At 67.6% G+C, this 19,733-nt stretch carries 15 protein-coding genes; 6 read left to right on the top strand and 9 right to left on the bottom strand.

What is annotated here, in order from left to right; translation table 11 throughout:
• Window positions 1–76: 76 nt before the first annotated feature.
• From PKKP23_RS12555 to PKKP23_RS12570, 4 genes are all read right to left on the bottom strand, one after another.
• Window positions 77–517, bottom strand: coding sequence for a ferritin-like domain-containing protein (locus PKKP23_RS12555; protein ID WP_126877131.1), 441 nt, complete (start codon window positions 515–517; stop codon window positions 77–79).
• 145 nt (window positions 518–662) lie between these two features.
• On the bottom strand, window positions 663–1,238 hold the full coding sequence (locus PKKP23_RS12560) for a glycine zipper family protein (RefSeq protein ID WP_017775681.1): 576 nt from the start codon (window positions 1,236–1,238) through the stop codon (window positions 663–665).
• A 247-nt stretch (window positions 1,239–1,485) separates the two neighbouring features.
• Window positions 1,486–1,773, bottom strand: a complete 288-nt coding sequence (locus PKKP23_RS12565; protein ID WP_126877132.1) for a DUF1488 family protein — start codon at window positions 1,771–1,773, stop codon at window positions 1,486–1,488.
• Window positions 1,774–1,842: 69 nt separating this feature from the next.
• Window positions 1,843–2,397 carry a type 1 glutamine amidotransferase domain-containing protein gene (locus tag PKKP23_RS12570; protein ID WP_126877133.1) on the bottom strand — a complete coding sequence of 185 codons (555 nt, stop codon included), beginning with the start codon at window positions 2,395–2,397 and terminating at the stop codon, window positions 1,843–1,845.
• Window positions 2,398–2,830: 433 nt separating this feature from the next.
• Here PKKP23_RS12570 and PKKP23_RS12575 point away from each other — a divergent pair, with 433 nt between their 5' ends.
• A complete protein-coding gene (locus PKKP23_RS12575) occupies window positions 2,831–3,481 on the top strand; it encodes a superoxide dismutase (RefSeq protein ID WP_205703006.1) in 651 nt (216 codons plus the stop codon).
• Between the two features lie 133 nt (window positions 3,482–3,614).
• Window positions 3,615–3,896 (top strand): hypothetical protein, encoded by a 282-nt coding sequence (locus PKKP23_RS12580; protein WP_126877135.1) that lies wholly within the window; start codon window positions 3,615–3,617, stop codon window positions 3,894–3,896.
• Window positions 3,897–4,075: 179 nt separating this feature from the next.
• Here PKKP23_RS12580 and PKKP23_RS12585 read toward each other — a convergent pair whose 3' ends face one another.
• Complete coding sequence (locus tag PKKP23_RS12585; protein ID WP_126877136.1) at window positions 4,076–5,140, bottom strand: aldo/keto reductase; 1,065 nt, start codon at window positions 5,138–5,140, stop codon at window positions 4,076–4,078.
• Window positions 5,141–5,595: 455 nt separating this feature from the next.
• Between PKKP23_RS12585 and PKKP23_RS12590 the strand changes: the two genes are divergently transcribed.
• The 4 genes from PKKP23_RS12590 (at window position 5,596) to PKKP23_RS12605 (ending at window position 14,597) form a co-directional block, all read left to right on the top strand.
• Window positions 5,596–10,419 (top strand): DEAD/DEAH box helicase, encoded by a 4,824-nt coding sequence (locus PKKP23_RS12590; RefSeq protein WP_240658963.1) that lies wholly within the window; start codon window positions 5,596–5,598, stop codon window positions 10,417–10,419.
• Window positions 10,420–10,679: 260 nt separating this feature from the next.
• On the top strand, window positions 10,680–12,047 hold the full coding sequence (locus PKKP23_RS12595; RefSeq protein WP_205703005.1) for an Nramp family divalent metal transporter: 1,368 nt from the start codon (window positions 10,680–10,682) through the stop codon (window positions 12,045–12,047).
• A gap of 175 nt (window positions 12,048–12,222) precedes the next feature.
• Window positions 12,223–12,948 carry a DUF3455 domain-containing protein gene (locus PKKP23_RS12600; protein ID WP_240658965.1) on the top strand — a complete coding sequence of 242 codons (726 nt, stop codon included), beginning with the start codon at window positions 12,223–12,225 and terminating at the stop codon, window positions 12,946–12,948.
• Window positions 12,949–13,466: 518 nt separating this feature from the next.
• Entirely contained in the window at window positions 13,467–14,597 is a 1,131-nt protein-coding gene (locus tag PKKP23_RS12605; protein WP_240658967.1) for a response regulator transcription factor, read from the top strand.
• Between the two features lie 71 nt (window positions 14,598–14,668).
• Here PKKP23_RS12605 and sctC read toward each other — a convergent pair whose 3' ends face one another.
• The 4 genes from sctC to PKKP23_RS12625 all read right to left on the bottom strand — a co-directional run bounded on the left by sctC (window position 14,669) and on the right by PKKP23_RS12625 (window position 19,695).
• On the bottom strand, window positions 14,669–16,531 hold the full coding sequence (gene sctC / locus PKKP23_RS12610) for a type III secretion system outer membrane ring subunit SctC (RefSeq protein ID WP_126877137.1): 1,863 nt from the start codon (window positions 16,529–16,531) through the stop codon (window positions 14,669–14,671).
• Between the two features lie 125 nt (window positions 16,532–16,656).
• The gene (locus tag PKKP23_RS12615) at window positions 16,657–18,123 is read right to left on the bottom strand and encodes a helix-turn-helix transcriptional regulator (RefSeq protein WP_126877138.1); all 1,467 of its coding nucleotides are present in this window, start codon (window positions 18,121–18,123) and stop codon (window positions 16,657–16,659) included.
• 163 nt (window positions 18,124–18,286) lie between these two features.
• Window positions 18,287–19,105: a type III secretion system export apparatus subunit SctT gene (gene sctT / locus PKKP23_RS12620; RefSeq protein WP_126877139.1), complete on the bottom strand. Its 819-nt coding sequence runs from the start codon at window positions 19,103–19,105 to the stop codon at window positions 18,287–18,289.
• Window positions 19,102–19,695 (bottom strand): type III secretion protein, encoded by a 594-nt coding sequence (locus tag PKKP23_RS12625; protein WP_233411595.1) that lies wholly within the window; start codon window positions 19,693–19,695, stop codon window positions 19,102–19,104. The genes sctT and PKKP23_RS12625 overlap by 4 nt, the downstream gene beginning before the upstream one ends.
• Window positions 19,696–19,733: the final 38 nt, after the last annotated feature.

A 19,733-nucleotide genomic window follows, 5' to 3' on the forward strand; every position in this document is an offset into this window, starting at 1 on the left:
CGCCGCTGCCGCCGATGCGGGAAGCTCCACGCGCCGGGTTCCGTGCGGCGAACCGCAGGCTGCCGGTTCGGCTCCGCTAGCTTAACGCCTCATCGCGCAGCGCCCGGATGCGCTCGTGCGTGCGTATCAACACGTCGTAGTGACGTTTGACGATGGGTCGCACGTCGTCGGGCAGGTTGGCCGCGAGCGCGGCCTCGTAACGCTCTTTCGCGACGTCCTCGGCTTTCTCGCATTCGGCGAGGATGCCGCGGTCCGTGCGCCCCCGAATGGAAAGCCGCACGTCGACCCAGCCGCGATGCAACGTGCCGACGAGCGACCCGCCCGTGCCCGGCTTGCCGCCCATGCCCTGAATGGCATCCTGGAGTTCGCGCGCGCCGCGTGCGCAGAGGTCGGCGCGGTCGAGAAACAGGGCCTTGAGTTCGGCGCTCTGCGCGTCTTCGGCGGCCTTGCGAAAACCGCGGTCGCCGTCTTTCGACGTTTCGACGAGATCGTTGAGCACTGCCATGACGTCAGCCATGTGAACGCCTCCTTGCGAGAATGGGCAACGCGCGCCGCCCTTCTCCGATCACCCGAACGCGCCGGCATGGGGCGCACGTGGAGCACGCCCGACGTCCGACTTTGAATGCGCTTTGAACCTGCTTTGGATCTGCTTTGACCCTGCCTCAAACGCGCGAGTCTTGCGCCGTCTGCATGGTTTGCGGCGCGTGCGTGGGATCGAAATCGACCCAGCGGCGCTGCTGCCAGCGGCCGTTTGCACGTTCGATCTCTTCGGCGCCGCCTTCGCGCAAGAGGCGCGCAGCCTCCTGCTGGTTCTCCGCGGTGACGTGCACGGCGAGCAGCACGCCGGAAGGATGCGAGCCGCCGTGCACGGTCTCGCGTCGTTTGCCACCGCCGCTCGTGTGCGACATCGCGCCCGCAAGCGAGCCGACATAGGCGCCCACCCCCGCGGCGGCGATCCAGATGATCACGGGCGCGGCGAACAGGCTGAAAATGGCCACGCCTACCGCGGCCCCGATCACGGACCCGATGACGACGCCCTTGCCCGCGCCCTTCGAGCTTTGCGCGGCCTGCGGGTCGGCGTACTCGTCGCCGCCCACGGGAAAGCGCGCGTGCTGCCCGCCCGGGTTCACGTAAAAGAGCGACACGTCTTCTTCGATGAAGCCGTGGTCGAAAAGCCGCTGGGCGGCAGCCTCGGCGGCGGGAAAGGTGGTGAAACGGCCGGCGACGATCAGTGACATGGCGTCCCCCTTTTGCGCTTGAGCCTGCATTGAGCCTGCATTGAGACGTGCATTAAAGATCTGCATTGAGGCGTGCGTTCAAGGCGTGCATTAAGGCCTGCATTCAAGGCCCGCATTAAGGCCTGCATCCGGGCCCGCATTCGAGCGGGCATCGCAGTCCGCATCGTGAATCGCATGCAGAGATTTACAGCATATGCAATGCCCGGCCGCGCCCCACCCCGTTGTTACCCGCACCGCTAGCACGCACTCAGTTCCGGTCGATGCGAAAGAGCCCGCTGTGCAGTGCAGCGCCCCCGCCGCCGCTCTGTTCGAGCGCGTCGCAGCAGACGCGATGAATCGATTCGCGGCCGCGCTGGAACGCGCCCACCAACTCGGCTTCCAGCACGGAGCGCGCGCCGAAATGGTCTTCGAGCGCCTCGGCCGTCACCGAGCAGACCACCGGCTCGCCGTCCACTTCGGCCACGAACCGCAGCGCCAGGGCGGAACCGTCGAAGACCGGTGCTTCATCGGGAAAACGGATGTTCATCTCGGGCATCTCCGCACGAAGGGGCCGGGTCGGCAATGCACCCGGCGAATGCGCTCATTGAAGACTCACGCTGAAGACTCACGCACGCTGATGCTGCTGCGAGAGCCGGGCGATCAGCGCCTTGTTGAACGCAGGCAGGTCGTCGGGCTTGCGGCTCGTGATGAAGTTGCCGTCTTCCACGACTTCCTTGTCCACCCACGTGGCGCCCGCGTTGCGGATGTCGTCCTGCAGCGAAGGCCAGCTCGTCATGGTGTGGTCCTTCACGATGCCGGCCGACACGGGCAGCCATCCGCCGTGGCAGATCACGGCGACGGGCTTCTTCGCGGCGTCCACGGCTTTCACGAAGGCCTGCGCCTGCGGTATCAGCCGGATCGCATCGCCATTCACCACGCCGCCGGGCAGCACCACGGCGTCGTACTCGTCGGGCTTCGCATTGTCGAAGGTCTTGTCGACGGCGACGCTATCGCCCTTGTCGACGTGCTTGAACCCCTGGATCTTGCCGGCCTTCGCGGAGATCACGTGCACCGTTGCGCCCGCGCCTGCCAGCGCGCGCTGCGGCTCGACCAGTTCTGTCTGCTCGAAACCGTCCATGGCCAGCACGGCCACCTTGCAACCTTGAAGTGTGTCGGACATCAGTCGAACTCCTCAAAGAGTGGGAATACAGATAGAAGCAGCTTGAAGCGGCACCGCACGCGCAACGCCTCTGCAGCGCATGCAGCCTGCCACCGACGTTCAGCAAGGGGTATGCCCGCGGCGCGGCGGAACACGCGAGACCTGGCGCTTATTCCATCGGGCGCGCGAAATATTCCCGAAAAATCGGCAGCGCACAATGGAACAACCCGAGGGAGTCAGCTGTTTTCGGGTGGCGATCCCTATTCGCTCAACCGCCGCTCCACTCCCATTCGAGGTTTCCATGAACGAACAGACGCTCGCGGCACGCCGCGCCTTCCTCACGAAAACCGCCGCCAGCGGGGCCGGGCTCGCGCTCGCCGGAATCGGCAGCGCGGCGGGGCTCGTGGGTACGGCGGGTACGGCCGCCGCGCAGACACCGGGCGGCGCCGCGCATATGGGCGGCACCGCGGTCGCATCGGCAGCATCGGTCATATCGGGCGCATCGCCGCAAACGCTGCCACCGCTGCCTTACGCCGAGAACGCACTGGAGCCCGTGATCTCCGCACAGACCGTTTCGTTTCACTACGGCAAGCACCACCGCAGCTACTTCGACAACCTCGCGAAGCTCACGCCGAACACGCCGTTCGCGGGGCAATCGCTCGAAGCGTTGATCGTCGGCAGCTATGGCGTACCCGAGCACGAGGCCGTGTTCAACAACGCGGCCCAGGCGTGGAATCACAACTTCTACTGGCAGTCGCTGAGCCCGTCGCCGACGCGCCCGTCGGAGGCGCTGAACGCGGCCATCGTGCGCGACTTCGGTTCGGTGGACCAGGTGACGTCGAAGCTCGCCGCCGTGAGCGCCTCGCAGTTCGGCAGCGGCTGGGGCTGGCTCGTGGCCCAGCGCGGCAAGCTCGCCGTCATCAAGACCGCCAACGCGGACACGCCGCTCGCCCACGGACTCGTGCCGCTCCTCACCGTGGACGTCTGGGAGCACGCGTACTACCTGCAATACCAGAACCGCCGGCCCGAGTATCTCGAACACGTCATGGCGAAACTCATCAACTGGGATTTCGCGAGCGCGAACTTCGCGCGCATGAGCGCATGAGCGCATGAGCGCGTAAGCCCGCGAGGCGATGGGTTGCGCGAGGCCACAGCGTATCGATCGAGAGAGACATCCACGAGGAACGGAAAGCACGCGGGCCATGCGTGCTCCCACAAGCCACCAAGGAGCATCCACGATGAAATTTTCGGCGAAACACCGGCACGCGCGGCATCGGTTCAAGGCCACCGTGATGGGCCTGCGCGTGCCGAGCCTGATGAGCGGCGCCGGGGAGCCCGGCGGCTCGGGCAGTTCGGGCGGGTCGGCCAAACAGGGCGGCACGAGCTATTCGAACCGCACGAATACCGCCGGCGCGGCTCAAACGGGCGATGACGAATCGTCTGAACCGGAGCCAGAGCCTGTGCGGTGGTACCGGCGACTGGGGCTGGCGTTCGGGGTGAGCTTTGGGAGCGAGCTTTAGGAGCGAATGACCGGTGCCCACATCCGAAGCCGGCGACGGGCGCCAACGGTCGAAGTCAGCGGCCGGCGCCAACCGTCGACGCCCACATCCGGAGCCGGAAACCAGCGTCGAAGGTCGAAGAAGCCAGCATCCGGTGCGGGCAACCGGCGCCAGGCCGCGAGGCCGCTGTTAAAGACGCATTACTGCCCCGCCACCCCGCGCGGATGCCGCGACTGCGCAATCTGCTCGCGGCGCGGATCGCCCTGGCGCGTGAGCATCCAGCCCGGGTACTCGGCGGGCAGCCTGCTCACTTCGTCGAGCTTCGCGAGTTCGTCGGCCGTGAGTTCCACCTGGGTGGCCGCGATGTTGTCGTCGAGCTGTTCGAGCCGCTTCGCGCCCACGATCACCGTGGTCACCACGCGCTGATGCAGCAGCCAGGCGAGCGCGATCTGCGCGACCGAAACGCCTTTGCTCTGCGCGATGCCGCGCATCGCATCCACGCAGTCCCACGCGCGCTCGCGATTCACGGGCGGAAAGTCGAACGTGGTACGGCGGCTGCCGGCTTCGCCTTGCTGATCGCGTCCGTACTTGCCTGACAGCAGTCCGCCCGCGAGCGGACTCCACACCATCAGGCCCACGCCCTCGCTTTGCAGCATCGGCACGATCTCACGTTCAAGGTCGCGCCCCGCGAGCGTGTAGTACGCCTGCAGCGTCTCGAAGCGCGCGAGGCCCAGGCGCTCCGCAATGCCCAGCGCCTTCGCGATCTGCCACGCGGCCCAGTTCGACACGCCGACATAACGCACGTGGCCCTGCTGCACGAGCGTATCGAGCGCACGTACCGTCTCTTCGATGGGCGTAGCGGGGTCGAAGCCGTGAATCTGGTAGAGGTCGATGTGATCGAGCTGCAAGCGCGTAAGGCTCGCCTTCACGCCGTCGAGGATGTGGTAGCGCGACGCACCGCGCGAATTCGGCCACTCGCCGACCTGGCCGTACACCTTGGTCGCAACCACCACCTTGTCGCGCGGCACCTGGAGGTTTTTCAGCGCCTGCCCCGTGATCTGCTCGGAGCGGCCCTGCGAATAGACGTCGGCGGTATCGATGAAATTGATGCCTGCATCGAGCGCGCGACCAATGAGCCGCTCCGCATCGCCTTGCTGCACTTCTCCAATCTGCTGCCACATGCTGCCTTCGCCGCCGAACGTCATCGTGCCGAGACACAGCTCGGAAACGAACACGCCTGTGCGGCCCAGCTGGTTGTAACGCATCGTAGGACTCCATGGTGGGAGGGAGAGAATGAACAACTGAGGAACAACCCAGGGAGCAACCGAGCATACTGCAGGCCCGCGCGACGCGCAGAGCCGCGGACACGCTGAAAGGCGATGGTCAGGAGACGGTGCGGCAGGCGATGAGCGCGGCATGTGCATCGAGCGCGGGGGGACAGAAGCGGCGAATGCACCAGAAGCATCCGAAGCACCAGAAGCACCAGAAGCACCAGAAGCCTCGAACCACAATAAGCCGCAAGGCGCCCCTGGCAGCCCCTCGCAAAACCTGCGAGACTCTTTTTCGCGTTCCACGCCGCTGATGCGTCCCATGCGCGCCCCATGCCACGCGCTACATTTGCGCGCCGCCACCCCGCGCGCCACACGCCACACGCCGAACGCAAACAAGGGCCATAGCACCGGCATTGGATATCGCGAGCCACACCCCCAACTACGCGACCATGAACTCTCGTCCTGTTCCCGCCGACGTGCTCGCCGGTTTCCACCCCGCGGTGGCCAGCTGGTTTCGCAAGCGCTTCGCTGCGCCCACCGCGGCGCAGGCCGCGGCGTGGCCGCTCATCCGCAGCGGACGCTCCACGCTGGTCGCAGCGCCCACGGGCTCGGGCAAGACGCTCACGGCGTTCCTCTCGGCGATCGACGAACTCGTGCGCGAAGGGCTCGGGAATGCGGCGAAGCATCCGGCTAACGCGACGCAGCCTTCGGCTAAGGCAACGAACCATCCGCCGAAGGCCGCGCCTGCGAAGCCGACCGATCCGGCCGCCAGTCCCGATGCCGCCGAAAACACCGCGGCCGCGGCCCTGCCCGACGCCACACTCGTGCTCTACGTGTCCCCGCTCAAAGCGCTTTCCAACGACATCCGGCTCAACCTCGAAGCGCCGCTCGCCGGCATCGCCGACGAACTCGCGCAGCGCGGCTTGCCGCCCGTGGAAATTCGCACCGCCGTGCGCACCGGCGACACGTCGCAGCAGGAACGCACCGCCGTGCGCAAGCGCGCGCCGCACATCCTCGTCACGACGCCCGAATCGCTCTATGTGCTGCTGGGTTCGGCCTCGGGGCGCGCGATGCTCTCCACGGTGCGCACGGTGATCGTCGACGAGATTCACGCACTGGCCGGCAACAAGCGCGGCTGTCATCTCGCGTTGAGTCTGGAACGCCTCGATGCGCTGTGCGGCCGGCGCCTGCCGCGCATCGGGCTTTCGGCCACGCAAAAGCCCATCACGACCGTGGCGCGTTTTCTGGTGGGCAGCGCGGCGGCGCCCGGGCACGTCGCCGACGCAAGCAGCAAGACGCAGAGCGCTGCAAGCCGCGATACAAGCTGCAATACAAGCCGTGACACAAGCCACGATCCAAGCCGCGGTACAAGCAGTAACACGCCCGCCCAGCGCCACACGGGCCGCCATGCTGCCCGCCGCAGCACAAAAGCCGACGACAGCGACAGCACCGCCACCGCCCTGCCGCTCGACCCCGAAGGGCACCCCATCGACTGCGCCATCGTCGACGTGGGCCACGTGCGCGAGCGCGACCTCGCCATCGAGATTCCGCCCGAGCCGCTCGAAGCCGTCATGGCCAACGACGTCTGGGAGCGCGTCTACGACCGCCTCGCCGAACTCGTTGCGCAGCACCGCACCACGCTCGTGTTCGTGAACACGCGCCGCATGGCTGAGCGCGTGGCGCGCCATCTCACCGACCGCCTCGGCAAAGAAGCCGTCGCCGCGCACCACGGCAGCCTCGCGAAAGAGCACCGTTTCGACGCCGAACAGCGGCTCAAGGCGGGCGCGCTGCGCGTGCTGGTGGCCACGGCGTCGCTGGAGCTGGGCATCGATATCGGCGACGTCGATCTGGTCTGCCAGATCGGCTCGCCGCGCACCATCGCCGCGTTCCTGCAACGCGTGGGCCGCTCGGGCCACCAGGTGGGCGCCGTGCCCAAGGGCCGGCTCTTTCCCACCTCGCGCGACGATCTGATCGAATGCGCCGCGATTCTGGACTGCGTGCGCCGCAACGAACTGGACCGGCTCGTCATGCCGCACGCGCCGCTCGACGTGCTCGCACAGCAGATCGTGGCCGAAGTGGCCGCCGCCGAGTGGAACGAGGACGCGCTGTTCGAACGCCTGCGCCGCGCGGCGCCCTACGCGGCACTTACGCGCGAGCAGTACGACGCGGTGCTGCGCATGCTCGCCGAGGGCTATACGGGCCGCCACGGCGTGCGCGGTGCGTGGCTGCATCGCGATGCCGTCGCCCGCACGCTGCGCGGGCGGCGCGGCAGCCGGCTCGTGGCGCTCACGTCGGGCGGCACGATTCCCGACAACGCCGACTACGCCGTGCTGCTCGAACCGCAAGGCGTCAACATCGGCACCGTGAACGAGGACTTCGCGGTGGAAAGCCTCGCAGGCGACGTGTTTCAGCTGGGCAACGCGTCGTACCGGATTCTGCGTGTGGAGGCGGGCCGCGTGCGCGTGGAAGACGCTCAGGGCCAGCCGCCCAACATCCCGTTCTGGCTGGGCGAGGCGCCGGGGCGCAGCGACGAACTCTCGGCTGCCGTTGCGCGGCTGCGCGAGGAAATCGAGCGGCGGCTCGCCGCAGCGGAGCGTGGAGCGGAAGGCGATGAACGTGGCGAAGGCGATGAAGTCGACGAAGGCGCCGATGGTAGCGAGCGCGCCAATGACGCACACGCCGGCCGCCGCGCCGCCGCGCTCGCGCCCGCCATCGGCTGGCTCGTTTCGACGCTCGGCCTCAGTGAAGGCGCTGCGCGCCAGATCGTCGAATACCTCGCCCGCGCGCGGGCCGCGCTCACCGTGCTGCCCACGCAGCACACGCTCGTCATGGAGCGCTTCTTCGACGAATCGGGCGGCATGCAGCTGGTCATTCACGCGCCGTTCGGCAGCCGCATCAATCGCGCGTGGGGCCTCGCGCTGCGCAAGCGCTTTTGCCGCAGCTTCAACTTCGAACTTCAGGCCGCCGCGACCGAAGACGCGATCATCCTCTCGCTCACCGGTAGCCACAGCTTCGCGCTGGACGAAGTGTGGCGCTATCTGCGGTCCAACTCGGCCGAACACATCCTGATCCAGGCACTGCTCGATGCGCCGCTCTTCGGCGTGCGCTGGCGCTGGAACGCCACCACGTCACTCGCGCTGCCGCGTCAGACGGGCGGGCGCAAGACGCCGCCGCCCATCCAGCGCATGCGCAGCGAAGACCTGCTCGCGGCCGTGTTTCCGGACCAGGTGGCGTGCCTCGAAAACATCGTGGGCGAGCGCGAGTTGCCCGACCATCCGCTCGTGAACCAGACCGTGGACGACTGCCTGCACGACGCCATGGACACCGACGGCTGGCTGCGCCTGCTGCATCGCATGGAGGCGGGCGAAGTGAAGCTCGTGGCGCGCGACCTGCCCGCGCCGTCGCCGCTCGCAGCCGAGATTCTGAGCGCGCGGCCGTATGCGTTCCTCGATGACGCGCCGCTCGAAGAGCGCCGCACGCAGGCCGTGCTGAGCCGCCGCTGGACCGACCCCGAATCCGCCGACGACCTGGGCGCGCTGGACGCCGCCGCCATCGAAAGCGTGGCAGCCGAAGCCTGGCCGCTAGTGCGCAACGCCGACGAGATGCACGAGGCGCTGATGAGCCTTGCCTGCATCAACGAACGCGAGGCTGAAAAAAACGACGGCTGGCCCGCCTGCCTCGCCGCGCTTGCCCAGGCGGGCCGCGCCACGCGCATGAAAGTGGCGCTCGGCGACGCACTTTGGGTGCCCGTGGAACGCCTCACCTGCCTGCAGGCGCTCTACCCGCAGGCACCGTGCGAGCCCGCGCTGCGGCCGCCCGTGGGGCACGATGCGCCGTGGCACGAAGAAGACGCGCTCGTCGAAGTGATCCGCGCGCGGCTCACGGGCTTTGGGCCGCAGCCGGTGCCCGTGATCGCGCGGTCGCTCGCGCTGCCCGCTTCGGCCGTTGCGCTCGCGCTGACGAAGCTCGAAGCCGAAGGCTACGTGATGCGCGGCCGCTTCACGCCCGGCGCCGCCGACGACGAATGGTGCGAGCGGCACCTGCTCGCGCGCATTCATCGCTACACCGTGCGGCGGCTGCGGCGCGAGATCGAACCGGTGCAGCGCCACGACTTCATGCGCTTCCTGTTCGAATGGCAGCACGTAAGCCCTGCCACGCGCGTGGAAGGCCGCGATGCGCTCGCCGCCGTGGTCGATCAGTTCGAAGGCTGGGAAGCCGCGGCAGGCGCGTGGGAAGACGAGATCCTGCCTGCACGCGTGAAGGACTACTCGATCACCTGGCTGGACGAAGTGTGCCGCGCGGGCAAGGTGGTGTGGGCACGGCTCGGCGCGCGCATGCGCACGGCATCGGGCCCCGTGCGCGCGACGCCCGTCGTGCTGCTGCCGCGGCGGCATCTGCTGCACTGGCAAGCGCTGGTCGGCGAGGCGGACGGCGAACTCTCGGCGCGCGCCCAACGCGTGCACGACCTGCTGGCCCAACACGGCGCGATGTTCTTCGACGAACTCGCGCAGCACGCGCATCTGCTGCCGGTGGAACTGGAAAATGCGCTCGGTGAACTCGTGGCCGCGGGGCTCGCGAATGCGGACGGCTTTGCCGGTCTGCGCGCGCTCATCAAGCCCGTGGCGAAGCGCAACGCCTATTACGGCAACCGACGGCCACGCGGCGCGGGCGCGCTGATCGGCGGCATGGAGGACGCAGGGCGCTGGGCGCTGCTGCGCCGGCCGGTGGCCAATGCAGAAAACGCGGCGAACGCTGCAAGCACGGCGCAACGCGAAACCCGGGCCATCGCGCCCGTGGTCCGCAAGCCGCAGACTGAACCCGAGCTGCTCGAACACGTCGCCCTCACGCTGCTGCGCCGCTACGGCGTGGTGTTCTGGCAACTGCTCGCGCGCGAAGCGCCCTGGCTGCCGCCGTGGCGCGACCTGCTGCGCGTGCTGCATCGCCTGGAAGCGCGCGGCCACGTGCGCGGCGGACGCTTCGTGGAAGGCCTTTCCGGCGAACAGTTCGCGCTGCCCGAAGCCATTCCGGTGCTGCGCGAGGTGCGCCGCCATGCCAACGACGGCGTGCTCGTCTGCGTTTCGGCGACGGACCCGCTGAACCTGGTCGGCACCGTGCTGGCCGGCGAGAAGGTGCCCGCGGTGGCCGGCAACCGCGTGCTCTTTCGCGACGGCGTGCCCGTGGCGACGCTGGCGGGCGGCCGCTTCGACTACCTCGGCGACTTCGACCCCACGACGAAGAACCAGATGCGCATGCGGCTCGCGCAGCGGTACTAAAGCAGCGGCATTGAAGCGCAGCATTGAACTCGTGCCGTGCAAACGGCACGTCCGTTTGTTCTTTCTGCATGGCATCGGCGGTCATGAACCTTGACCGGCACCGCTTCGCCGGCCACATCGGCCGCCACGCCTCGCTCCATGCCAGCAAGGCTTCACGCACCCACGCAGAGCGCCGCAAGCAGACTCGCGAGCCGCGCAGGATAATCAGGCACCAGTCTTGCCACTTCGAGGCACATTGAGTTCAAGACGAGGTTCACGCGATGGGCACGCCCGCAGCACCACCCGCACGACCCGCACCACCCGCACGACCCGCACGGCGACCAATCAGGCCAGGCCTCACGCAACGCACGACGCTCGCCATCGGCGAAGCGCTGGGCGGAAGGAGCCGCGGCCTGCGTTCGGTGCTGCTGTTCGCGGGGCCGGCCGTGGTGGCGTCCATCGCGTACATGGACCCCGGCAACTTCGCCACCAACCTGCAAGCCGGCGCACGCTACGGCTATGCGCTGCTCTGGGTGGTGCTCGCGGCGAACGTCATTGCCATGCTGTTCCAGGCGCTCTCCGCGAAGCTCGGCATCGTGACGAACCGCAATCTCGCCGAAATCTCGCGCGACCATTTCCCCCAGCCCGTCGTCTACGCGATGTGGGGCGTAAGCGAAGCGGCCGCCATGGCCACGGACCTTGCCGAATTCCTCGGCGGCGCCATCGGGCTCTCGCTGCTGTTTCATCTGCCGCTGCTCGTCGGCATGGCCATCACAGCCGTCGTAACGTTCGCGATTCTCAGCGCCGGGCGGCGCGGCTTTCGGCCCGTGGAGCTGATCATCGGCGCGTTGATTGCGGCCATTGCGCTCTCGTACGTGGTGGAACTGCTCATCGTGCCCGTCGACCTGCGCGCCGCGGCCCAAGGCGCCTTCGTGCCGCAGTTGCCCGACTCCGGCGCGCTCGCGATTGCGGTGGGCATTCTGGGCGCCACGGTCATGCCGCACGCCATCTATCTGCACTCCGGACTCACGCAGGCCCGCGCCCCCGCCCGTGACGACGCCGGGCGTCGCAAGCTCGTGCGCTTCTCCAACCGCGAGGTGATCGTCGCGCTCTCGCTCGCGGGGCTCGTCAACATGGCGATGGTGATGATGGCGTCGGGTGCGTTCCATGCCGGGCATCGCGACGTGGCCGAGATCGGCGCCGCGTTCCACACGCTGACGCCGCTGTTCGGTGCGGCGGCGGGCGCGGTCTTTCTCGTCTCGCTGCTCGCGTCGGGCATGTCGAGTTCCGCCGTGGGCACGCTCGCCGGGCAAATCATCATGCAGGGCTTCACGGGCTATCGCATTCCCGTGTGGCTGCGCCGCGTCGTGACGATGGCGCCCGCATTCGTAGTGGTGGCGGCCGGCGTGAACGTCACGGACGCCCTCGTCTACAGTCAGGTCGCGCTGAGCTTCGCCCTGCCCGTGCCGATGATCGCGCTCGTGATCTTCACGAGCCGGCGCGCCGTCATGGGGCCGTTCGTCAACAGCCGGTTCATGACGATCGTCGCGACGCTCGCCACCGTCGTGGTGCTCGCACTCAACACGGTTCTGCTGCTGCACGTTTTCGGCGTGCCGGTGCCGGGGCTGCCGCCGCTACCGGCCGCGTGAAGCGATCCATGCCCGCCTCATTGCGCGCGAGCGTTCAAGAGTTCGGGTCGGTCCGCATCCGCAGTGCGCGTTTCGGGTCTCATTCAAGCCATGCGCGCCCGCTCACCCGTCACCTCGCGCGCCCGCAGCCCGTGCCGGGACGTTTCGACGTTTGGCCCGCGCGGACCTTCGCGGCATGACCCGAACTGCGATCACACCGTCGATGAAAAGACCGCCTGCTGCCTGCGAACCCGTTGCCCCGCGCCGCCGTCTGTCGCGCGGCGCGCGCTTCGCCATGCCCGCGTGCTTCGCGTTCATGGCGGCGGCCTGCACCACGCCGCCCACCGCGCAGCTTCCGCCCGCCAACGACACGCTGCCCGAAGCCCTGCGCGCCACGCAAAACGAAGTACTGCAGGACGTGCTGACGGCAGTGGGCGATACGACCTACACGTGCCGGCGCAACGGCGACGCGCTCACCTGGGTCGCGACGGGTTCGGACGCCACGCTCGTGGACCCCGCCCGGCGCAGCGTGGGCACCGTGGCACCGGGCCGCTACTTCGTGGGCTACGACGGCAGTTACGTGGTGGGCGAGGAAGTGGTGGCCGCAAACGCGCTGCCGTGGCAACGGCTCGTCGCCCGCTTCAATGCCGGCGAGAGGCGCGGCGAAGGCCGCTTCGCTCGCACGAGTTCGGTCCAGCGCGTACAGACGACAGGTGGCATGCCGCCCGACCCCGCGTGCGACCAGGAAGGCGTTTCGCTCTTCGTGCCTTATTCGGCCACGTACCTGTTCTATCGCAACGCGGAGCCCACCGCGGGCAACGCCGTGACGACGCCCGTGCCCGCGCCTGGCGTAAGCGTCTCGCACGCCGTGGCGTCGAGCGATGTGCCCGCCAGCGCGAGCGGCGATGCCGCGCGCGAGTGACGGTGCGGCACACGGCAGACTGTCCTCCACGTCTGCCGTTTTTGCAGAACATGGCAATAAGGTGTCAGCAGCAGTTATGCATATCGACTTCGCCACGACGCCACGTTCATGCAAATGGCGCAGGAATGAGCAGCGCAAAGCTCAATAAGCTTAAACGATCCTTTCACATTCGTAATATCTAACGGGAACGCTTGCCCAGCGCGCCTCTCACGGCATGTCAGGTCGAATTGACCGAAAGCTGCATGCAATCGCGCAAAATCTACGTGACGCGATTTTCTATCGATTTTGCGGTTAACTTTGCGCGAATTGCGCTGAAACGCGCATAGGCGTTTTTCGTTACGCCTCTTCAGGTCTTACCAGGGTGACATAAGGCAATCGGTATGAAACAAACCGTTACAGCCTTGAAACACCCGCCGCTCTACCTTCCGATCATTCGCTGCGACGGCTACGGTCTCGATACGGTTTGCATTGCGTGCGAGTGCAGGGGGACGCCGGGCGACAGGACAACCGGAGGAAAAATGAAACTAGCCGTAATGACCAGGAGCACCGCGCTGTTCAGGTTGATCTGTCAGTGTTTCGAGGCCGACGGCGCCACCTGCAGCCAGTTCGCCGACGACGTTACGCTCGCCCGCGCCGTCTATCGCGAAGACTTCAGTGCGATCCTGATCGACGCCGACACCGGCGTGAACCCGCTGCGCCCCGTGCTCGCGCGCCGCGCCTGCTATGCGGACCGCCGTGCGCCGCTCATCGTGGTGGGCGCGCGCAGCGACCGCGCCAGCATTGCCCGCACCTTCGACGCGGGCGCCGACGACGTCGTGCTCTCTCCCATCGATTCGCGCGAACTCGTCTTGCGCGTGCATCTCGCGCTGCGCCGCTTTCAACCCGTCCAGCCTTCGGACGCCGACGACCGCCTGGAGTGCGGCGTCTATCGGCTCGACCGCCGCTCGTGCGTGGTTCACGTGGCGGGCGATACGGTGCGCCTCACGTCACGCGAGTTCGCCACCGCATGGCTCCTGTTCTCGCGTCCCGGCGAATACGTGAGCCGCCGCCAGATTGCGGGCGCGGTGTGGAGCAGTTCGGAAGACATCGTAGGCCGCACGCTCGAGCAGCACATCTACAAGCTGCGCAAGAAGCTCGAACTCAACGGCGCGCACGGCGTGCATCTGCGCACGATGTACGCGCACGGCTACCGCATCGAGCTGGCGGAGACAGCCGTGGCGGAATGCGAAGACGAGGCGCACGAGTTGAACGGCACGGGCGCTGCACGTCACAACGAGGCCACACGCGACACCGCGCGCGAGCCCGAAAACGTGGTGCGCACGGCCACGCCTCGCCATGTCGCCGTGCTTGCCGCAGTCGTGCAGCGCAAGGAAGCCGCCGCGGTGACGAGTGCCGCACCCGCCGACCCGGCCGAATCGCTCGTGCTCGAAGAAGCGTTGCGGCCCCAGGTGCATCCCGCGGGCAGCGCGGCGGCGCTCGATGCACGCCCGTGGTCCGATACCGAAAGCGACGCCTACGTACCGCCCGCCGCCAGCCTCACAGCGTGTGCACAGACGGCTGCGCGTGTGGTGCGCACGCCGTGGGCCGGTACGACGCACACCCCGCACACGCCGCACACGCCACGCACGCCGCGCAGCAGCCGCAACTGAGTCGCCGAAGCGTCGACGCATCAGCAGAAAGACAAGCGGGCGCAGCCGCCCGCTTCCCCTTTCTCTACGCTTCAGAACTCGATGATGCGCGGCGAGAGCAGAAAGAGCCGTTCCATATGGCTGTGCTCGTCGCTGCGATAGCGGAACAGCGCGCCGATGAGCGGAATCTTCGAGAGGCCCGGCACGCCCGACTCGCCGTTCGTCGTGCTGTCCACGCGATAGCCGGCAATCAGCAGACTCTCGCCCTCGCCCACGAACGATTCGGTGTTGATGGTGCTCGTCGTGATGATCGGGATGTTGTCCACCTGCTGGCCCGTGAGCGTGCCGTCTTCGATGTGCACGTTGAGCTTGATGCGCTCCTTGCCGTCTTCGTCCACCACGAGCGGCAGCACGCGCAGCGACACGCCGGTGGAGACCTGATAGAGATCCGCCGACGTGTAGCCCGACACGCGCACGAAGAAGCGCGTCTTGTGGTCCATCACGGCCTCCACGTTGTCGAGCGTCGCCACCTTCGGGCTCGCATCGATGCGCGCGAGGTTGTTGTTCTGCAACGCGTTCACGCGCGCCAGCAGGTAGCGGCCCGCGTTGCCGATCACGGCCGTGAGCGATCCGCCTACCGGCGACGTGTCGATCACCGTGGTGCCGTCCGAGAGCGTGCGCGTATCGAAGGTCGGGTTGATGTTGCCGTTGTAGCCGTTCTGCTGCGTGATGCCGTTACCCGTTTGCAGGTCGATGTGGCTGTTGTGCGCGCGCCAGTCCACGCCGATCTGCTTCAACGCGTCTTCGTCGATCTCGATGATGTGCGCCTCGATCTCCACGAGCCTCGGCTTCACGTCGAGCTGGTCGATCAACGTCTGGTAGAGCGGCAGGCGCTGCGGCAGGTCGCGCACGAGCACGGAGTTCGTGCGCGGGTCCGCAACGATCACGGGCAGGTTGTCCGTGCCGCCCATGGGCGTTGCGCCATAGCCGCTCTGCGAGGCGTTGGCGCCGTATCCGCCATATGCGCCGCCATATGCGCCACCGGCCCCGCCATAGCCCGGCAGCGGCGCGCCACCGCCACCATTACCACCTCCGCCCATGCCCGCGATGAGCCCGCCCAGCGCCGTCGGCGTGCCCCCGCCCGCCATGCCCGGCGGCAGCGGCGGATTGCCCGCGCCTTCATAGCCGCCGCCCGAGGTGCTGCCCGTCACGTCCTGCATGGGTTGCAGACGCTGCATGGTGGGCTGCACGGCGTTGCGCTGGCCGCCTGAGTCGCTGCCACTATCCGAACCGCCGTTGCCCTGCGGGTGGTACATCTTCGCGAGCACGTTCGCCACGCCCGGCACGTTCACCGTATTGCCGTCGATCTGCACCTTGTGGTCCGCGGCCCACGCGTGGTGCAGCGGGAACACGCGCACCATCGACCCGATACGCTGCTCCGCGTTGTCGTCGAGCCGCTTCGCCACGTCGGCCACCATCTGCACGTAGGCGGGCGGGCCGCTCACGAGCGCCGTGCCCTGCTCCGCGTCGAACATGATCGGGAAACGCGGGTTGGAAATGTGCAGCTGATCGAGCGACGCCTTCAGGTCCGACACGCGCGCGTGGTCGAGCTTGATCACCTGGCGCGTCACGCTGTTGGCGTCGCTGATGGACAGCACGTTGCCGTCGTAGAACCAGACGAAGCCGAAGGTGGACGCGAGCGTATCCAAAAAGCGCTGCGGCGACATGTCGAACTGGCCTGTCACCGTGCCGTGCACGTCGCCGGAGATGGTGGCGGGCACGCCCTGCCCCGCGGTGAAGTCGCGCAGCACGTCCTTGAGATCTTTGCCTTCAACCGAAATATGAACCGCCGAATTGCGCCACCGGATGGGCGCCGCATCGGCGCTGAGCCCCGGCATCGCAGTCGCGATGAACACCGCCATCCAGACGGCGCAGACGAGTTTTTTTCTATTCATGGGGACAACGTCGTTCGTTGGGAGGTGGGACGTCTCGACCGCCACGACCGCGCGCGCTGTGACCAGCAGCGGCGCGAACCGTGGAGGGCCATGCCGGGCGCAGTGCGCCTGCGGTGCGAAGGCGGCTAGCGTTCCAGCGTTTCCGAAGGCGCTTCGTGGAATTGCTTGCGGTAGCCGTTCACGAGCGTGGAGCGGTTCTGCACGCCCCACTTGTTGGCGGCAATGAGCACGCTGCGGTCGCTCGTGAACGAGTCGCGCAGCAGCTCGGCGCGAATGCGCTCCATGCGCTGCCGGCGAATCAGCTCCGTAGGCGAGAGCCCGAGGAAGTTCTTGAACGCGCTTTGCAGCGCGCGTTCGGTCACGCCGACTTCGGCGGCCACCTCGCGCACCGAGAGGTCGCGGCGATCGAGGTTTTCCTGCAGATAGCGATACGCGCGCCGGTACTTCGCAGGCAGCCGCGCGCCCACGTCGTCGAGTTGCGCGCCGTGGCGCGGCGCGCGATTCGCGAACGGCACGATGGCCGCAGCGTCGTCGCGCAGACACTGCGCGCAGATCAGCGCGTAGCGGCTGTAGAACTGCATCGATTCGCGCGTGCGGCCCTGGGTCTGGCGCACCTTCGCCACGCAGTAGAGATATTCGAGCTGCCGGTGCCCCGTAGAGGCCGCATAGTCGATGCGATGCAGCGGCTCGAGCATCGTTTCGGCCAGTTGCGGCGACTCGGACGCGAGCGCGGCCAGCACGATCTCCAGCCGCGCCGTGCGCAGGTATTCGTGCAGCCCCGTGTGCTGCGCCCACGTCAGATGCGCAGTAAGCGCGTCCATCGCATTACGGTTGCCGCGCGTAAGCGCACGCAGCTCGCGCAGATAGTCGATGCGCTCGCGCAGCAGCGGCACCCGCACGCGCAGCGCGGCCACTTCGTGCAGATCCGCGGTTTCGGTCACTTCGCCGCTGCCCGGCGTGCGGTCGTCGGTCATGCCCGATTGCCAGTACGCGTGGTCCGAGAGCGCCGCCGCCGAGCGCAGTTCGCGCTGCACGGCGAGATCGAAGCGCAGCGTCGTGATGACGTCGCGCCAGTACGAAGGCTCGCCGTTCACGGCGCCGCCCGCGGACGACGCGGCCATCGCCGCGAGTTCGTCCAGGGCTTCGGCCGCCGCACGCGACTGCCCGAGTTCGTGCAGCGCGCACACGATGCCGAGCCGCGCCTCCATGCGTTGCAGCGGGTCGATGCCGGTCTCGTCCACCACGCGCGCAAAGCACGAGAGCGCCGTGGCAAGCCGGTGCCGGAACAGCGCCTGCCAACCCGCGTTGCGGCACGACGCGGCGCGAATGGCTTCGCGCCGCGTGCGGATCACCTTCTGCGCGCGACGGTACTGCTCTTCGGCTTCGTCGCCGATGCCGAGCGTCATCTGCATGTCCGCGTGCAGTTGCAGCAGGTACGGCATGTCGGTGCTCTGATGCGCGTCTTCCGCCCAGCGGTTGGCCTGTGCGCCCGCCGCGCCGAGATTGCCTTCTAGCACCTTGTCGAGAAAGCCCGCGGGCAGGCGGCGCACGGTAAGCGCAGCGGCAAGCGGGAAATAGGGTGTCAGGAACATCGTGCACTCCTTGTTGAAGGGCCAGCCTGACAGGCGACCATGTGAGCCCAATGTATCGGAGCCCCTCGCCCACATCTTCAACAAATCTTATTGGCGCGCGCGATTTGAGAACTGTTGAGGTTCGATGCGTGATGGGTGGTGGCGCAAGCGGACGCCCGCGGCATCAATGGTGCGGCTGCGCGGCCGCGATGGCGCGCAGTTGTTCGCCGAGGCTCGTGAGCACGAGCTGGTCCTTCACCTGATCGACGAAGATGCCCACCAGCAACGCGAGCATCAGCACCGTCATGGCGCCCTTCACGGGCTGGCTCAAGGTCATGAGGTCGAGCTTCTGCGCCGACTTCGACACGAAGCCGAACGCGAAGTCGATCATGAGCAGGATGAACAGCATGGGCGCGGCGAGCTTCGCGGTGGTCTGCATGAGCGTATCGGTCTGGCGCAGCACGAAGCTTTCGAAGATGTTCGCGGCCACCGGCGTATTCGAGGTCAACGGCCACCAGTGATACGACTCGTAGACCACACCGAGCAGGAACGTCATGCCGCCCAGCGTCCAGAACGCGACGATGGCCACCTGCGAAAGCAGCGCGCCCGTGGGCGTGGACTGCTCCTCGCGCAACGGGTTGGTGACCTGCATGTTGTTGTAGCCCGTGAGGTCGTCCACGTAGGTGCCCGCGCTTTCCGCCACCCAGAACACGGTGGAGGCCGCATAGCCCAGCACGAGCCCGATCACGGCTTCGCGCAGCCCGAGTTCGATCAGATGCACGCCGGAGAGCGTGGTCATGAGCGAGGCCGGCTGGCCGTAGGCCACGAACGTACTGAGCAGCATCGCCACACCGTTGCGCACCACGCCTTGCAGCACGCCGTCGGCCGTGGGCGGAAACATCGACATGATGACGAGGAGCCGCACCGAGCAGATGCCGAGCAGCGTCATGTAGCCAACGAACGTGGTGCCCAGTTGCGGCAGCGCATTGAAGAGGTCGTTCATGCGGGTTCATGCGGGCGGGTGGCGTTGTTGTCGAGCCTGTCGCCCCCGTCGCGGCGCAGGTCGCGGCTCTCGTGCGCTTCGCGCGCGGCCCGTGCCGCCGCGGCGAGGCGTGCGAGCGCGGCTTCTTCGGCTTCCTCGTCGGCGGCGTCGCTCGCGGCTTCGTCGTCGCGGCGGCGCAGCGCCGCAATACGCTCGTTGCAGAGTTCGATGCGCCCGCGGTTGTTCGCAATCGCGCGCACCGCCGTGACGATCTCCTGCTGTTTCGCCTCACAGGCCGCAATGAGCGCGGCCAGATCCGCTTCGAGTACGCGCACGCGGTCGGCCACCACTTCGGCGTAGCGCATGGCCGCGTTGAGATCGGCGAGCGAAAACGCCGCGCTGCCGCCCATCATGTCGCCGATGCTCGCGTGGCATTGCGCCAGCGTTTCGCGCGCCTGCTGCACCTCGGCGGCCTTGCCGTCACGCTGCGCCGCCAGTTGCACAGCCTCCTCGCGCCGTGCCGCGAGCGCGGCGCGCAGCGTCTCCTCCAGCCGCTCGCGGCGTTCGGTGGTGCGCGTGAGGGCAGCGATGCGGCGTCGGTTGGCGGTCATGGCGCTAGGTTCGTTCCTGGGCTTGCTGGCGGCATAAG

This window comes from Paraburkholderia kururiensis JCM 10599 = LMG 19447, from assembly GCF_003986935.1.
In the GTDB taxonomy this organism is placed as follows: domain Bacteria; phylum Pseudomonadota; class Gammaproteobacteria; order Burkholderiales; family Burkholderiaceae; genus Paraburkholderia; species Paraburkholderia kururiensis.